This window comes from Haemophilus sp. HN_Hi16, assembly GCF_049823435.1.
Taxonomy (GTDB): Bacteria; Pseudomonadota; Gammaproteobacteria; order Enterobacterales; family Pasteurellaceae; genus Haemophilus; species Haemophilus influenzae_D.
Genome location: NZ_CP187500.1, coordinates 482,997 through 497,266, shown reverse-complemented (window position 1 = coordinate 497,266; position 14,270 = coordinate 482,997). Strand labels below are relative to the sequence as shown.

16 protein-coding genes are annotated in these 14,270 nt (G+C 37.6%); 4 read left to right on the top strand and 12 right to left on the bottom strand.

Annotated elements, in window-relative coordinates; genetic code table 11:
- Window positions 1-110 precede the first annotated feature (110 nt).
- The 3 genes from hemW to serA all read left to right on the top strand — a co-directional run bounded on the left by hemW (window position 111) and on the right by serA (window position 3,317).
- Window positions 111-1,262: a radical SAM family heme chaperone HemW gene (gene hemW / locus ACPT9C_RS02480; protein WP_423717185.1), complete on the top strand. Its 1,152-nt coding sequence runs from the start codon at window positions 111-113 to the stop codon at window positions 1,260-1,262.
- A 133-nt stretch (window positions 1,263-1,395) separates the two neighbouring features.
- On the top strand, window positions 1,396-2,055 hold the full coding sequence (rpiA, locus tag ACPT9C_RS02475; RefSeq protein WP_050848068.1) for a ribose-5-phosphate isomerase RpiA: 660 nt from the start codon (window positions 1,396-1,398) through the stop codon (window positions 2,053-2,055).
- A gap of 29 nt (window positions 2,056-2,084) precedes the next feature.
- Window positions 2,085-3,317, top strand: coding sequence for a phosphoglycerate dehydrogenase (gene serA, locus ACPT9C_RS02470; protein WP_050847421.1), 1,233 nt, complete (start codon window positions 2,085-2,087; stop codon window positions 3,315-3,317).
- A 43-nt stretch (window positions 3,318-3,360) separates the two neighbouring features.
- Here serA and ACPT9C_RS02465 read toward each other — a convergent pair whose 3' ends face one another.
- Both ACPT9C_RS02465 and ACPT9C_RS02460 read right to left on the bottom strand, forming a co-directional pair.
- The gene (locus ACPT9C_RS02465) at window positions 3,361-4,203 is read right to left on the bottom strand and encodes a YgfZ/GcvT domain-containing protein (protein WP_050948809.1); all 843 of its coding nucleotides are present in this window, start codon (window positions 4,201-4,203) and stop codon (window positions 3,361-3,363) included.
- Between the two features lie 9 nt (window positions 4,204-4,212).
- Complete coding sequence (locus ACPT9C_RS02460) at window positions 4,213-5,076, bottom strand: YicC/YloC family endoribonuclease (RefSeq protein ID WP_050948808.1); 864 nt, start codon at window positions 5,074-5,076, stop codon at window positions 4,213-4,215.
- A 185-nt stretch (window positions 5,077-5,261) separates the two neighbouring features.
- Between ACPT9C_RS02460 and ACPT9C_RS02455 the strand changes: the two genes are divergently transcribed.
- Window positions 5,262-6,464, top strand: a complete 1,203-nt coding sequence (locus ACPT9C_RS02455; protein WP_050848072.1) for an aromatic amino acid transporter — start codon at window positions 5,262-5,264, stop codon at window positions 6,462-6,464.
- Window positions 6,465-6,650: 186 nt separating this feature from the next.
- On the opposite strand, the gene ACPT9C_RS02450 is transcribed toward ACPT9C_RS02455, so the two are convergent.
- The 10 genes from ACPT9C_RS02450 to rsmG form a co-directional block, all read right to left on the bottom strand.
- The gene (locus ACPT9C_RS02450; RefSeq protein ID WP_050847423.1) at window positions 6,651-7,079 is read right to left on the bottom strand and encodes a F0F1 ATP synthase subunit epsilon; all 429 of its coding nucleotides are present in this window, start codon (window positions 7,077-7,079) and stop codon (window positions 6,651-6,653) included.
- A 29-nt stretch (window positions 7,080-7,108) separates the two neighbouring features.
- Window positions 7,109-8,482: a F0F1 ATP synthase subunit beta gene (atpD, locus tag ACPT9C_RS02445; RefSeq protein WP_021034460.1), complete on the bottom strand. Its 1,374-nt coding sequence runs from the start codon at window positions 8,480-8,482 to the stop codon at window positions 7,109-7,111.
- 16 nt (window positions 8,483-8,498) lie between these two features.
- Window positions 8,499-9,368, bottom strand: coding sequence for a F0F1 ATP synthase subunit gamma (atpG, locus tag ACPT9C_RS02440; RefSeq protein ID WP_050848073.1), 870 nt, complete (start codon window positions 9,366-9,368; stop codon window positions 8,499-8,501).
- 15 nt (window positions 9,369-9,383) lie between these two features.
- Window positions 9,384-10,925, bottom strand: a complete 1,542-nt coding sequence (gene atpA / locus ACPT9C_RS02435) for a F0F1 ATP synthase subunit alpha (RefSeq protein WP_005686966.1) — start codon at window positions 10,923-10,925, stop codon at window positions 9,384-9,386.
- Window positions 10,926-10,937: 12 nt separating this feature from the next.
- Window positions 10,938-11,471, bottom strand: a complete 534-nt coding sequence (atpH, locus tag ACPT9C_RS02430; protein ID WP_005649413.1) for a F0F1 ATP synthase subunit delta — start codon at window positions 11,469-11,471, stop codon at window positions 10,938-10,940.
- Between the two features lie 12 nt (window positions 11,472-11,483).
- Entirely contained in the window at window positions 11,484-11,954 is a 471-nt protein-coding gene (gene atpF / locus ACPT9C_RS02425; protein ID WP_005649414.1) for a F0F1 ATP synthase subunit B, read from the bottom strand.
- Window positions 11,955-12,003: 49 nt separating this feature from the next.
- On the bottom strand, window positions 12,004-12,258 hold the full coding sequence (atpE, locus tag ACPT9C_RS02420; protein WP_005629249.1) for a F0F1 ATP synthase subunit C: 255 nt from the start codon (window positions 12,256-12,258) through the stop codon (window positions 12,004-12,006).
- A gap of 55 nt (window positions 12,259-12,313) precedes the next feature.
- Window positions 12,314-13,102, bottom strand: coding sequence for a F0F1 ATP synthase subunit A (gene atpB / locus ACPT9C_RS02415; RefSeq protein WP_005629251.1), 789 nt, complete (start codon window positions 13,100-13,102; stop codon window positions 12,314-12,316).
- A 27-nt stretch (window positions 13,103-13,129) separates the two neighbouring features.
- Window positions 13,130-13,504 (bottom strand): ATP synthase subunit I, encoded by a 375-nt coding sequence (locus tag ACPT9C_RS02410; protein WP_050848074.1) that lies wholly within the window; start codon window positions 13,502-13,504, stop codon window positions 13,130-13,132.
- A gap of 118 nt (window positions 13,505-13,622) precedes the next feature.
- On the bottom strand, window positions 13,623-14,234 hold the full coding sequence (rsmG, locus tag ACPT9C_RS02405; RefSeq protein ID WP_021034464.1) for a 16S rRNA (guanine(527)-N(7))-methyltransferase RsmG: 612 nt from the start codon (window positions 14,232-14,234) through the stop codon (window positions 13,623-13,625).
- Window positions 14,235-14,270: the final 36 nt, after the last annotated feature.

Below are 14,270 nucleotides of genomic sequence, written 5' to 3'. Positions count from 1 at the left end.
GTTTTAGGGCTTGTGAAAACAAGCCCTTTTATTGACTTTAGAGATGAAAATTTCATCTTTACACAAGGTTAATTTATACTTTTCCAAATTGAAAACTTGTTAATAACACAATGCTACAACTTCCTCCACTTTCCTTGTATATACATATTCCTTGGTGCGTTCAAAAATGTCCTTATTGTGATTTTAATTCACACGCACAAAAAGGCGATATACCAGAACAAGACTATATTTATCATCTTCTGCAAGATTTGCAGGCTGATTTACAACGCTTTAAAAATTCCATTCAACAACGAAAACTCCATTCGATTTTTATTGGTGGCGGTACGCCAAGTTTATTTTCATCAGAAAGTATTACACACCTTTTAAAGGAAATAAAAAAACAGATTGATTTTGAAGATAATATTGAAATTACATTAGAAGCTAATCCTGGCACGGTAGAAGCTGAACGTTTTAAAGGTTACGTATCTGCAGGCATTACGCGAATTTCTATGGGAATACAAAGTTTTAATGATGACAAATTACGGCGTCTTGGGCGAATTCATAATGTAGCAGAGGCAAAAAGTGCGGTCAATTTAGCGAAAGTTTCTGGGCTAAAAAGTTTCAATTTAGATTTAATGCACGGCTTGCCGAACCAAACGTTGGAAGAAGCTTTAGATGATCTTCGTCAAGCGATTGAGCTATCCCCTCCCCATATTTCTTGGTATCAGCTCACTATTGAGCCAAATACGATGTTTGCTTACCGCCCACCTAAATTGCCAGATGATGATGCGCTTTGGGATATTTTTGAGCAAGGTCACCAACTTTTAACGGCGGCAGGCTACCAGCAATATGAAACCTCAGCTTACGCAAAAACAGGTTTTCAGTGTAAACATAATTTGAATTATTGGCGGTTTGGGGATTATTTAGCCATTGGCTGTGGCGCACACGGGAAATTGACGTTTCCGAATGGCGAGATTACTCGCTTTTCTAAAACCAAACACCCGAAAGGTTATTTGCGTGGCGAATATCTTTACGAAGAAAAAAACGTGCAAGAAATTGACCGCCCTTTTGAGTTTTTTATGAATCGCTTTCGTTTGTTAGAAGCGGTTCCCAAACAAGAATTTGAAAATTACACAGGCTTGTCGCAAAGTGCGGTGAAAAATCAAATTGATTTTGCCATTCAACAAAACTATATTGTGGAAAACGCTGATTCTTGGCAAATCACTGAGCACGGCAAGTTATTTCTCAATGAACTTTTGGAATTATTTTTAACGGAAGAATAGCCTAATCATGAAATAGCCTAGTTGTGAAATAACATTGCTTGAGAAAAACGCCCGCTAAAAAATTACACTTGTTTATTAGATAGGCTCGTAATAAAGTAACGCAATCGTTTACTTATTGAAATAAGGAAAAGAAATGAATCAATTAGAAATGAAAAAACTCGCCGCACAAGCCGCATTACAATATGTAAAAGCTGACACAATTGTTGGCGTGGGAAGCGGCTCCACGGTGAACTGCTTTATTGAGGCTTTGGGTACAATCAAAAATAAAATTCAAGGCGCAGTTGCGGCTTCAAAAGCATCAGAAGAATTATTACGTAAACAAGGGATCGAAGTATTTAATGCAAATGATGTCTCTAGCTTAGATATTTATGTGGATGGTGCAGATGAAATCAATCCACAAAAAATGATGATTAAAGGCGGCGGTGCGGCACTTACTCGTGAAAAAATCGTTGCGGCATTAGCGAAAAAATTTATTTGTATTGTAGATTCTAGTAAACAAGTGGATGTGTTAGGTTCGACTTTCCCATTGCCAGTTGAAGTTATTCCAATGGCTCGTTCACAAGTGGGCAGAAAATTAGCCGCACTTGGCGGTGCGCCTGAATATCGTGAAGGCGTGGTTACAGATAATGGCAATGTGATTTTAGATGTACACAACTTCAGTATTTTAAATCCAGTTGAAATGGAAAAAGAATTAAACAATGTTGCAGGTGTCGTCACTAATGGGATATTCGCATTGCGTGGCGCAGATGTTGTAATCGTCGGCACGCCTGAAGGTGCCAAAATTATTGACTAATTCATAATAAAAATCATAAGGAAGTAAATATGACAAACAAAGTTTCACTCGACAAATCAAAAATTAAATTTGTATTGTTTGAAGGTGTGCATCAAAGCGCACTTGATACGCTCCACGCGGCAGGCTATAGCAATATCGATTACTATAAAAAAGCACTGGATGGCGATGAATTAAAAGAAGCCATTAAAGATGCACACTTCATCGGCTTACGTTCTCGCACCCATTTAACCGCAGAAATGATTGAAGCCGCACCCAAATTAATCGCAGTTGGCTGTTTCTGCATTGGTACAAATCAAGTGGATTTAAATGCAGCAAAAGCACGTGGTATTCCTGTATTTAATGCGCCATTCTCAAACACTCGTTCCGTCGCAGAACTTGTATTAGGCGAGATTTTATTACTTATGCGCAATGTGCCACAGGCTAATGCCGAAGTACATCGTGGTGTTTGGAATAAATCCGCGACTGGCTCTCATGAAGTGCGGGGAAAAAAATTAGGCATTATTGGTTACGGCCACATTGGTTCACAATTAAGTATTATTGCTGAATCATTAGGCATGGATGTGTATTTCTACGATATTGAAAATAAACTTCCGCTTGGTAATGCAAAACAGGTTCGTAGTCTTGAAGAATTACTTAGTTCTTGCGATGTGATTTCACTACACGTGCCAGAACTGCCCTCCACCAAAAACTTAATGAACGCAACGCGTATCGCACAATTAAAACAAGGGGCTATTTTGATCAATGCTGCGCGTGGCACAGTAGTAGATATTGATGCTCTTGCTCAAGCCTTAAAAGACGGTAAAATTCACGGTGCGGCAATTGATGTATTCCCCGTTGAACCCGCTTCAATTAATGAAGAATTTGTCTCGCCGTTACGTGAATTTGATAATGTGATTTTAACGCCACATATCGGTGGCTCAACAGCGGAAGCACAAGAAAATATCGGTTTTGAAGTGGCAGGCAAATTTGTCAAATATTCAGACAACGGATCAACCCTTTCTTCGGTAAACTTCCCAGAAGTCTCTTTACCAGAGCACGAGGGAACAAAACGCTTATTGCATATTCACGAAAATCGCCCTGGTATATTGAACAAACTGAACCAAATTTTCGTCGAAGCCAACCTCAATATTGCCGCGCAATATTTACAAACTGACCCAAAAATTGGTTATGTTGTCGTTGATGTAGAAACGAATGATGCATCGCCATTACTGACAAAATTGAAGGAAATTGATGGCACAATTCGTGCGCGTGTACTTTACTAAATACAAAAAAAGATCAGGTTAATGCCTGATCTTTTTTGCTTTCTTATTCAGTAATCGAATAAGGTAACTGCACTCGCTCTAACAGTATTTCATTACTCGGCAATCTAAATTGTTGCTCTGAATCTATGTCATTATTCATCACAACTTGCAACCATAAAACACCGTCTAAATTGACCGCACTTGTAATCGTGCCAGTCTTACGCCAATTGGCTTCAAGCTGCATTTCGATTTCACTGCCAATTTCCACTTCCTGCTGAGTTTGCGCTTTAAAAATAAACATTGCACGTTTGTTTGCCCCACGATATTTCGCACGTGCCACGGTTTCTTGCCCAATATAACAGCCTTTGGTAAAAGAAATTGCTTGCTCAACGGCCTGTAAATTTAGTGCTTGTGGGATAAATTCATTTTGCGTTTGCGGACTTAAATTTGGCAATCCTGCTTGAATATCGGCTACTTCCCAAATTTTTTCATCGCCATTAAAATTCACGGGTAATTCAGTTTCATTTAATAAAATTGAACGCTGTCCATCAATTTCCAATGAAAAGTGCGGTGTAATTTTTCCACATTTTTCACCTATTACGCCGATGATTTGCCAATCACGTAAATCAAAACTCACTTTGGAAAATACCGCATATTTTTTCAAAGCATCCAGAGCACTTGGCAAAATATCTTTCTTAACGAGCAAAAAGAATTGTTCACTACTTACTTTAAACAAACGGTAAATTGCATTCATTTTACCTTTTGGGTCACAGTGAGCTGTAAGCGTCGTTGCGCCACTCGCTAATCGCACAACATCAGAAGTTAATTGCCCTTGCAAATATTTTTCTACATCCGCACCCTGTACTTCAATCAGTTGATATTGAGTAAGAGAAATAAATTGAGACATTCTGCTTTCCTATTCTAAATTCTGAATTTGCTCACGCATTTGTTCGATAAGCACTTTTAGCTCCACCGCAGAAGCCGTAATATCCGCATTAATGGATTTAGACGCAAGGGTATTCGATTCACGATTCAATTCTTGCATCATAAAATCTAATTTACGCCCAACTGCACCGCCTTTTTTCAAAATATTCGTAGTTTCTTTCACGTGCATTTGTAAACGATCGAGTTCTTCCGCCACATCAACACGTTGAGCGAGTAAAATCATTTCTTGTTCCACACGCTGTGGATCAAGATTAAGTTGAGCATCTTCAAAACGTTGCAATAACCGTTCACGCTGCCATTGTAAAACTGCTGGCATTTGTGACCGCACTTTATCCGCTTCCACTGCAATGGCATCTAAGCGTTGTTGAATAATATCGTTCAGTTTTTCCCCTTCACGACCACGCATTGCAATAAAATCGGTCAGTAAATCATCAAAGGTTGTCAATAAATCTTGACTAATCGCATCTAAATCTTGCTCTTGCGCTTCCACCACACCAGGATAACGCAACACATCTGTCAAATTAATTTCACCTTCTCCAGCTTGAGTTTTAATCCATTGCAAAGATTGAATGACTTGATTCGCAAGTTCTTTATTTAAATTCAATTCAGCATTTGTTTGTTTTTTTGTTTCAATACGCAAAGAACATTCAATTTTACCGCGAGTAAGACTTTGACGAAGTTTCTCACGCAAGGTGTTCTCTAATCCGCGAAATTGCTCTGGCAAACGGAAAAAGTTTTCTAAATAACGTTGATTGACGGAACGAATTTCCCATACTGCATCACCCCAATCTTTTTTCACTTCAAGGCGTGCAAAGGCGGTCATACTGTAAATCATAAGCTCTCCTATTTTGTCTTAGCTTTGTCTTAGTTGATTCGCTAAGTATTTTAACGAGATGAACACAGAAAGGGAAAAGAAAAGTGCGGTAAATAATAAAGATATTTTGTATTCTGTTGTTTACACGCTGTAAATTATACAATACAATCATCGTAAATTTTACATTACACCATAAGGAAACAAAAATGAACAAAACTGTTGGCAGCACACTTCTTGTTGCTGGTACGATGATTGGAGCAGGAATGTTGGCTATGCCACTCACTTCTGCAGGCATCGGCTTCGGCTTTACTTTAGTCTTATTGTTAGGGCTTTGGGCATTATTAACTTTTAGCGCACTTTTATTCGTTGAACTCTATCAAACTGCGGAAAGTGATGCTGGTATCGGTACACTCGCTGAACAATATTTTAGTAAAGCAGGACGCATTGTTGCTACGGCAGTGCTAATTATTTTCTTATACGCGTTAATTGCCGCTTATGTTAGTGGTGGCGGTTCACTACTAAAAGATTTATTACCAGAAAGTTTTGGCGATAAAGTCAGCATTTTATTATTCACTGTGATTTTCGGTTCATTTATCATCATCGGTACACATAGCGTAGATAAAATTAATCGCGTGTTATTTTTTGTGATGCTTGCAGTCTTTGCAATCGTGTTAATCTTAATGTTGCCAGAAATCAAATTTGATAACTTAATGGCGACACCAATTGATAACGCTTTAATTATCTCTGCAAGCCCTGTCTTCTTTACAGCATTTGGTTTCCATGGTTCCATTCCAAGTTTAAACAAATACTTAGGCGGCAATGTAAAAGCATTACGCTTCTCCATTTTGGTCGGCTCTGCCATAACACTTTGTGCTTATATTCTATGGCAACTGTCCACGCACGGCTTGCTCACACAAAATGAATTTTTACAAATCTTAAAAGAAGACGCCACCTTAAATGGCTTAGTAAAAGCAACCTTTGCCATTACTGGAAGTAATGTGATCGCAAGTGCGGTAAAATTATTTTCTACATTAGCACTTATCACTTCTTTCTTAGGCGTGGGATTAGGATTGTTAGAATGTATTGAAGATTTACTAAAACGTTCATTTAACGTTACAGCAGGCAGAATTTCACTTGGTTTGCTGACTTTTATTCCACCACTTGTTTTTGCATTATTTTACCCAGAAGGTTTTATTTTAGCACTAGGCTACGCAGGTCAAATGTTTGCCTTCTATGCCGTAGTATTGCCAGTTAGCCTTGTTTGGAAAGCTCGTCGAACTCACACCAATTTACCATACAAAGTATGGGGAGGAAATCTGACTTTAATTATCGTATTGGTATTAGGCATAACTATTACATCTATTCCATTTGCGATTCGTGCGGGTTACTTGCCATTTGTAGTAGGTTAAAAACAAACTAGAAATTTACCGCACTTTTTATCTAAAAAAGAGTAAATATTATCCTAATTAATTTAGATAAAAAGTTCAGACAAAAACTTATCGTTAATCTTATACAACAAAAAGGCTAAGTTCTAAAATTATAGAACTTAGCCCTTAAACTAAATGAAGTTCACTTCATCTATATTATACTTTCAATTATCGTCTTGTTTTCAATAGTTTTTCAGTGAGTTCATAAGCTCGAAGTTTTGCTAACTCTTTAGCAAGTTTTGCAACAAGTAAGTCGTGATCTGCATCAGATCCGTGAGATACTATATTTTCTTCTGCTTTACGTTTTGCTTCGTGAATACGATCTGCATCTAATTCACTACCACGGATAGCAACATCTGCTAACACTGTCACAATATTTGGTTGAACCTCTAAAAAACCACCGGAAACATAGATAACTTCTTCATTTCCATCTTGAAGGGTAAATTTAACAATCCCAGGCTTAATTGCTGTTAGCAATGGCGTATGTCCGGGCAAAATACCAAGCTCCCCTTCCACACCAGTTGCCTGAATTTGTTTTACTTCACCTTCAAAGATTTTCTGCTCTGCGCTTACTATTGTTAAATTAAATGTCGCCATTTTGTTCTCCTTCAAATGACTTGAAGTGATTACATATTTTTGGCTTTTTCTAACACTTCATCGATTGAACCAACCATATAGAACGCTTGTTCAGGAATATGGTCATATTCGCCCTCTAAGATACCTTTGAAGCCACGAATGGTGTCTTTTAATGTCACGTATTTACCTGGTGAACCTGTAAAGACTTCTGCAACGAAGAATGGTTGTGATAAGAAACGTTCAATTTTACGTGCACGTGCTACCACTAGTTTATCTTCTTCAGATAATTCATCCATACCAAGAATTGCAATAATATCTTTCAATTCTTTATAACGTTGTAAAATACCTTGTACACCACGAGCAACATCATAATGTTCTTGACCAACTACAAGTGGATCCAACTGACGTGAAGTTGAATCTAATGGATCAACCGCAGGGTAAATACCTAAAGATGCGATATTACGACTTAATACAACTGTTGAGTCTAAGTGTGCGAAAGTTGTTGCCGGAGATGGGTCAGTTAAGTCATCCGCTGGTACGTACACCGCTTGCACAGAAGTGATAGAACCTGTTTTGGTTGAAGTGATACGTTCTTGTAACACACCCATTTCTTCTGCCAATGTCGGTTGATAACCTACCGCTGATGGCATACGACCTAATAATGCAGAAACTTCCGTACCCGCAAGGGTATAACGATAGATATTATCCACAAAGAATAATACATCTCGACCTTCATCACGGAATTTTTCAGCCATAGTCAAACCAGTCAATGCAACACGTAAACGGTTACCCGGTGGCTCGTTCATTTGACCATAAACCAAAGATACTTTATCTAATACGTTAGAATCTTTCATTTCATGATAGAAGTCATTACCTTCACGAGTACGTTCGCCCACACCCGCAAATACAGAGTAACCTGAATGCTCAATCGCAATATTACGAATCAACTCCATCATATTTACGGTTTTACCTACACCCGCACCACCGAATAGACCAACTTTACCACCTTTAGCAAATGGACAAATTAAGTCGATTACTTTAATACCAGTTTCTAATAATTCCGTACTGTTTGATTGTTCTTCATAGCTTGGTGCCGAACGGTGGATAGCCCAACGTTCTTCTTCACCAATTGCTCCTTGTTCGTCAATTGGTTCGCCCAATACATTCATAATACGACCAAGAGTTTTTGTGCCTACTGGTACTTGAATTGGGTTATTTGTGTTTTCTACTTTTAAGCCTCGTTTTAAACCATCGGATGTACCCAATGCAATACAACGAACTACTCCACCACCTAATTGTTGTTGCACCTCAAGTGTTAAACCTGATTCAACTTTTAATGCATCGTAAACTTTTGGCACCGCATCTTGTGGAAATTCAACATCAATCACCGCCCCGATGATTTGTACAATTTTTCCTGCTGACATTACCGTTCCTCTTTTCTTAAATCGCCGCCGCACCGGCTACGATTTCATTCAATTCATTTGTGATACTTGCTTGACGAGCTTTGTTGTACACCAACCGCAGATCATTAATTAAATTACCTGCATTATCCGTTGCTGCTTTCATTGCTACCATTCGAGCCGCTTGTTCTGAAGCTACATTATCTACAACCGCTTGATAAATTTGGGATTCTAAATAACGAACTAAAAGGCTATCTAAAAGTGCCTTTGGTTCTGGTTCATAAAGATAATCCCAAGTCTGTTGTCTTTCATTTAAATGATCGTCTTTAGATTCTGGTAAAGGAACTAACTGTTGTACAACAGGTTTTTGCGACATCGTATTAACAAATTTATTGTATGCAATATAAATTGCATCAATTTCACCATTACGATAAGCATCAAACATTGTATTTGCCACACCAATTAACTCTTCTAGCGCAGGCGTATCGCCTAAACCAGAAAGCTGACCTTTGATATTAAATCCAAAGGAACGGAAAAAACTAATCCCCTTTGAACCTATTAAGCCCAAATCTGTAGAAATATTTTGTTCTTTCCAATTTTTGATTTGGTTAAGCGTGGTTTTGAATAAATTAACATTTAATCCACCACACATACCACGATCTGTTGAAATAACCAAGATACCGATTTTCTTTACTTCACGCTCAACTAAGAACGGATGTTTATAACCGGTACTTGCTTTAGACACATGACTAATAACGTTACGGATAGTTTCAGAATACGGACGAGATGCAGCCATACGATCCTGCGTTTTACGCATTTTCGAGGTCGCCACCATTTCCATTGCCTTAGTGATTTTTTGTGTACTTTGTACACTGGCAATTTTGGTTTTTATCTCTTTTGCACCTGCCATCTTATCTCTCCGTTACTACCAAGCACTATTCGCTTTAAAACTATCCAAAATACCTTTTAATGTATCTTTGATTTCGTCATTATAGTTACCGGTTTTATTAAGTTCTTGCATAAACTCAGCGTGATTACGGTTAGAATAATCTAAAAGTGCGGTCTCAAAACTTGCAATTTTTGATAATTCCACGTCATCCAAATAACCAAATTCAACAGCAAACAATACAACCGCTTGTTCTGCAACAGATAATGGCGCGAATTGTTTTTGTTTTAATAATTCAGTTACTTTTTCACCGTGAGAAAGTTGCTTACGAGTCGCATCATCAAGATCTGATGCAAACTGTGCAAACGCTGCTAATTCACGATATTGAGCTAGCGCGGTACGAATACCACCCGCTAATTTCTTAATAACTTTAGTTTGCGCTGAACCACCAACACGAGATACCGAAATACCTGGGTTTACCGCAGGACGAATACCTGAGTTAAACAAGTTAGATTCTAAGAAGATCTGACCATCGGTAATAGAGATTACGTTGGTTGGAACGAATGCAGATACGTCACCAGCTTGGGTTTCAATAATAGGAAGTGCGGTTAAAGAACCTGTTTTTCCTTTCACTTCGCCTTTAGTGAATTTTTCTACGTAATCTTCATTTACACGAGAAGCACGTTCTAGTAAACGAGAATGTAAATAGAATACATCACCTGGATAGGCTTCACGACCTGGTGGACGACGTAATAATAATGAAATTTGACGATAAGCTACAGCTTGTTTTGATAAATCATCATAAACAATTAACGCATCTTCACCGCGATCACGGAAATATTCCCCCATCGCACAACCAGCATAAGGTGCTAAATATTGTAACGCTGCTGATTCAGATGCAGATGCAGCTACCACGATAGTATTTGCAAGCGCACCATGTTCTTCTAATTTACGCACAACATTTGCGATAGTAGAGGCTTTTTGACCAATCGCAACATAGATACATTTAATACCAGAATTACGTTGGTTAATAATTGCGTCAATTGCTAACGCAGTTTTACCAGTTTGGCGGTCACCAATGATTAACTCACGCTGACCACGACCAATCGGCACCATAGAATCGACAGCTTTATAACCAGTTTGAACAGGTTGATCAACAGAACGACGATCGATAACACCTGGCGCAATCACTTCTACTGGTGAGAAACCATCGTTTTCAATTTCGCCTTTACCATCGATTGGCTGACCAAGCGTATTAACTACACGACCTAATAAACCGCGACCAACTGGTACTTCAAGAATACGACCTGTACATTGAACTTCCATACCTTCCGCTAAATCTGCGTAAGGTCCCATAACTACAGCACCAACAGAATCACGTTCAAGGTTAAGTGCCATCGCATAACGATTACCTGGTAAGGCGATCATTTCACCTTGCATCACATCGCTTAAACCGTGGATGCGAATAATACCATCGCTTACAGAAACAATTGTCCCTGTATTACGCGCTTCACTGACCACGTCGAATTGAGCGATGCGTTTTTTAATCAATTCACTAATTTCAGTTGAATTTAGTTGCATCTTGTATTCCTCTTATAATTGCAACTCATTTGCGAGACGAGTAAGTTGCCCACGGCTACTTCCATCAATCACAAAGTCTTCAGTACGAATAATCACACCAGCAATCAGTGCATTATCCACGTTGCAATTTAATTTCACTTTGCGAGCTAATCTTTTTTCCATTGCAGCTGCAATTTTTTCGATTTGTGTTGCATTCAATGGTTGCGCAGAGGTTACTTCAACTTCTGCAATAGCTTGGTGCTCCTCTACATGATGTTTAAATTCTTCAAACACCGCAGGAATAGCACTCAAACGCTTATTTTCAGCCATTAACCGAATAAGATTTTGCCCATATTGATCCAATTGTTCGCCACAAATAGAAATTACTGTATCAGCTAATTTCTGTGCAGAAAGAGAACTACTTAAGTAAGCTTTTACCGTTTCATCTTCAGCTACGGCTGCAGCAAAACCTAACATTTCAGTCCATTTTTCCACCGCACTTTGTTCAATGGCAAAGTCGAATGCAGCTTTTGCATAAGGGCGAGCTATTGTAGTTAATTCTGACATAAGCTAAGCCTCTTATAACTCTGCAACTAATTTATCAATAATGTCATTGTTTGCCGCTTCATCAATAGAACGACCCACAATTTTCTCAGCACCAGCCACTGCCAATGAAGCCACTTTAAGACGCAATTCTTCTTGAACACGTTTACGTTCTGCTTCTACTTCTGCATAACCTTGAGCAATAATTTTTGCTTTTAGTTCTTCGGCTTCTGCCTTCACTTCGTCTAATACTTCATTGCGACGTTTATTCGCAGCATCTAAAATGTCTTGAGCTTGTACTTTTGCAGCTGAAAGTTCTTGTTCAACAAGATTTTTCGTATCTGCTTGCTCTTTTTTAGCTGCTTCAGCTGACGCTAAAGCGTTCGCAATTTGGCTTTGACGTGTTTCAATCGCATTAATAATTGGTGGCCAAACAAACTTCATGCAAAACCACACGAAAAGTGCGAATGCGATAAGTTGACCAATCAATGTTGCATTTAAATTCACAACGTCCTCCTTACTATGCTTGTTTTACGTTGATAAGCAAATAAGGTGATTAGTGTAATAAACCGATGAATGGGTTTGCGAAAATGAAAAGTAATGAAATACCAACAGCAATCATTGCAATCGCATCTAAAAGACCAGCCACGATAAACATTTTAGTTTGTAAGCTAGATGCTAATTCTGGTTGGCGAGCTGATGATTCTAAGAATTTACCACCTAGAATAGCAAAGCCAATTGCAGTACCTAATGCAGCAAATGCAAGAAGAATTGATGCACCGATGATTGTAGCTGTAATTACAGTTTCCATAATTTTCTCCAATAGAAGTTAAGTTTTAGCCCTAGAGCCAGTTAATAAAAAATGATTAATGATCTGCTTTATTATAAGCAATACTTAAATAAACAACCGTCAACATCATAAAGATGAAAGCCTGCAAGGTAATAACCAAAATATGGAAAATAGCCCAAGCAAGATGTAACGGAATCCCTAATGCTGCAATGGCCATATTAGCGGAATACATCACAGCGATAAGAATAAAGATCAATTCCCCTGCATACATGTTACCAAACAAACGGAATGCGAGTGAAATTGGTTTAGCCAATAAAGTCACCGTTTCAAGAATAAAGTTAACAGGAATAAACGCCCAATGGTTGAATGGATGAAGCGTATATTCTTTAACTAAACCTTTGAATCCTTTAGATTTTATTGTGTAGAAAAGAATTAAAAAGAAAACACAAATGGACATACCCAAAGTTGCGCTAATATCTGCTGTCGGCACTGCACGAAGATAATGAATACCGAACAAACCTGCAAATTGAGGTAAGAAATCAACAGGAATTAAGTCGATAGCATTCATGATGAATACCCAACAGAAAATGGTTAATGCAAGTGGCGCAACTACGTTACGTGGACCATGAAAATTTTCTTTCACGATTCCATTAACCCATTCCACTACAATTTCAACTAAGCATTGCATTTTTCCTGGAACGCCAGTTGTTGCTTTTTTCCCTACTCGAGAAAAAACAAATAGGAAAATAACCGCAGCAAGAATAGAAAAGAACAACGTATCTATATGAACATTCCAAAACCCATCCCCTGTTTTGAGAAAGGATAAATGGTGGCTAATGTATTCCGATGTTGTTTGTCCAGACATAATAAACCCTTAGTACAAGTATAAAAATCAAATTCGGCGAAGCAAAAATGGAACTAAATTATTCAACATTAATGCAATAAAAAAACCACTAAAAAAAATAATAAAATTTGTAACCGAAAAGTATTTAAATGAAATACTAATAAAAACAACGGTTAAAACAAATTTTATTGCTTCTCCTTTATAAAGTGCGGTCAATTTTGTGGCTAAATGTTGTTTTCTATAAAAAACCACATACACAAAAACACCGAAAGGAATTAATGCCGAAAGAAATCCGAATAAAAAATCAAACGCACTTTTCATTTGCCATAAAGCAAAAAAACAAGCCAATAGCAGCATAATGACTATTTCAATAAAAATAGCTTTTTGATACTGAACTTTCGCTTGTTGTACAATTCTCGACATTTTTAAAACCTTAAAACGCTCTAATTATACATTTGATCAAATTAGATTCAACTTAAAAAGCACTGAAAAACGTTAACTAAATCACACTTTTAGAAATTTTTTACTAAATTGTAACTATTTAACGTAAAACGATTAAATGTCGTTCGCCTATAAGCTCTGGAACAGATAATTCAATCACTTTTTGAATAGTATATTTTTTATTCAATTCATTAATTTCATCTTCCTGATAAATCCCTTTTAATGCATAAAAATATCCATTTTCTTTTGGTAAATGATGACACCAATCTGTCATATCTTTTAGTGAAGCAAAAGCACGACTGAGTACACCATCAAATTTATCTTCAGGTTGATATTCTTCTACTCTACTTAAAACAGGGGTTGCATTAGTAAGTCTAAGCTCACGTATAGCATTTCTAATAAAGCTGATACGCTTACCTAAACTATCAAGAAGAACAAATTGTTTGGAAGGATTAATAATAGCTAAAGGCAGGCCTGGCAAACCTGGGCCAGTTCCCACATCAATAAAACGATCACCTTGTAAATAAGGACTTACTACAAGACTATCTAAAATATGTTTGACTAACATTTCTTGTGGATCACGAACCGACGTCAAATTATAAGCTTTATTCCATTTATTGAGTAAATTGACCAGATCAATCAACTGCTGAATTTGTTGATCGCTTATTTTTATATTTGCTTGCACAAGTAAACTGACTAATTTGGCTTTCATATTTATTATCTCTTTGGAAAATTGCGCTATTTTACT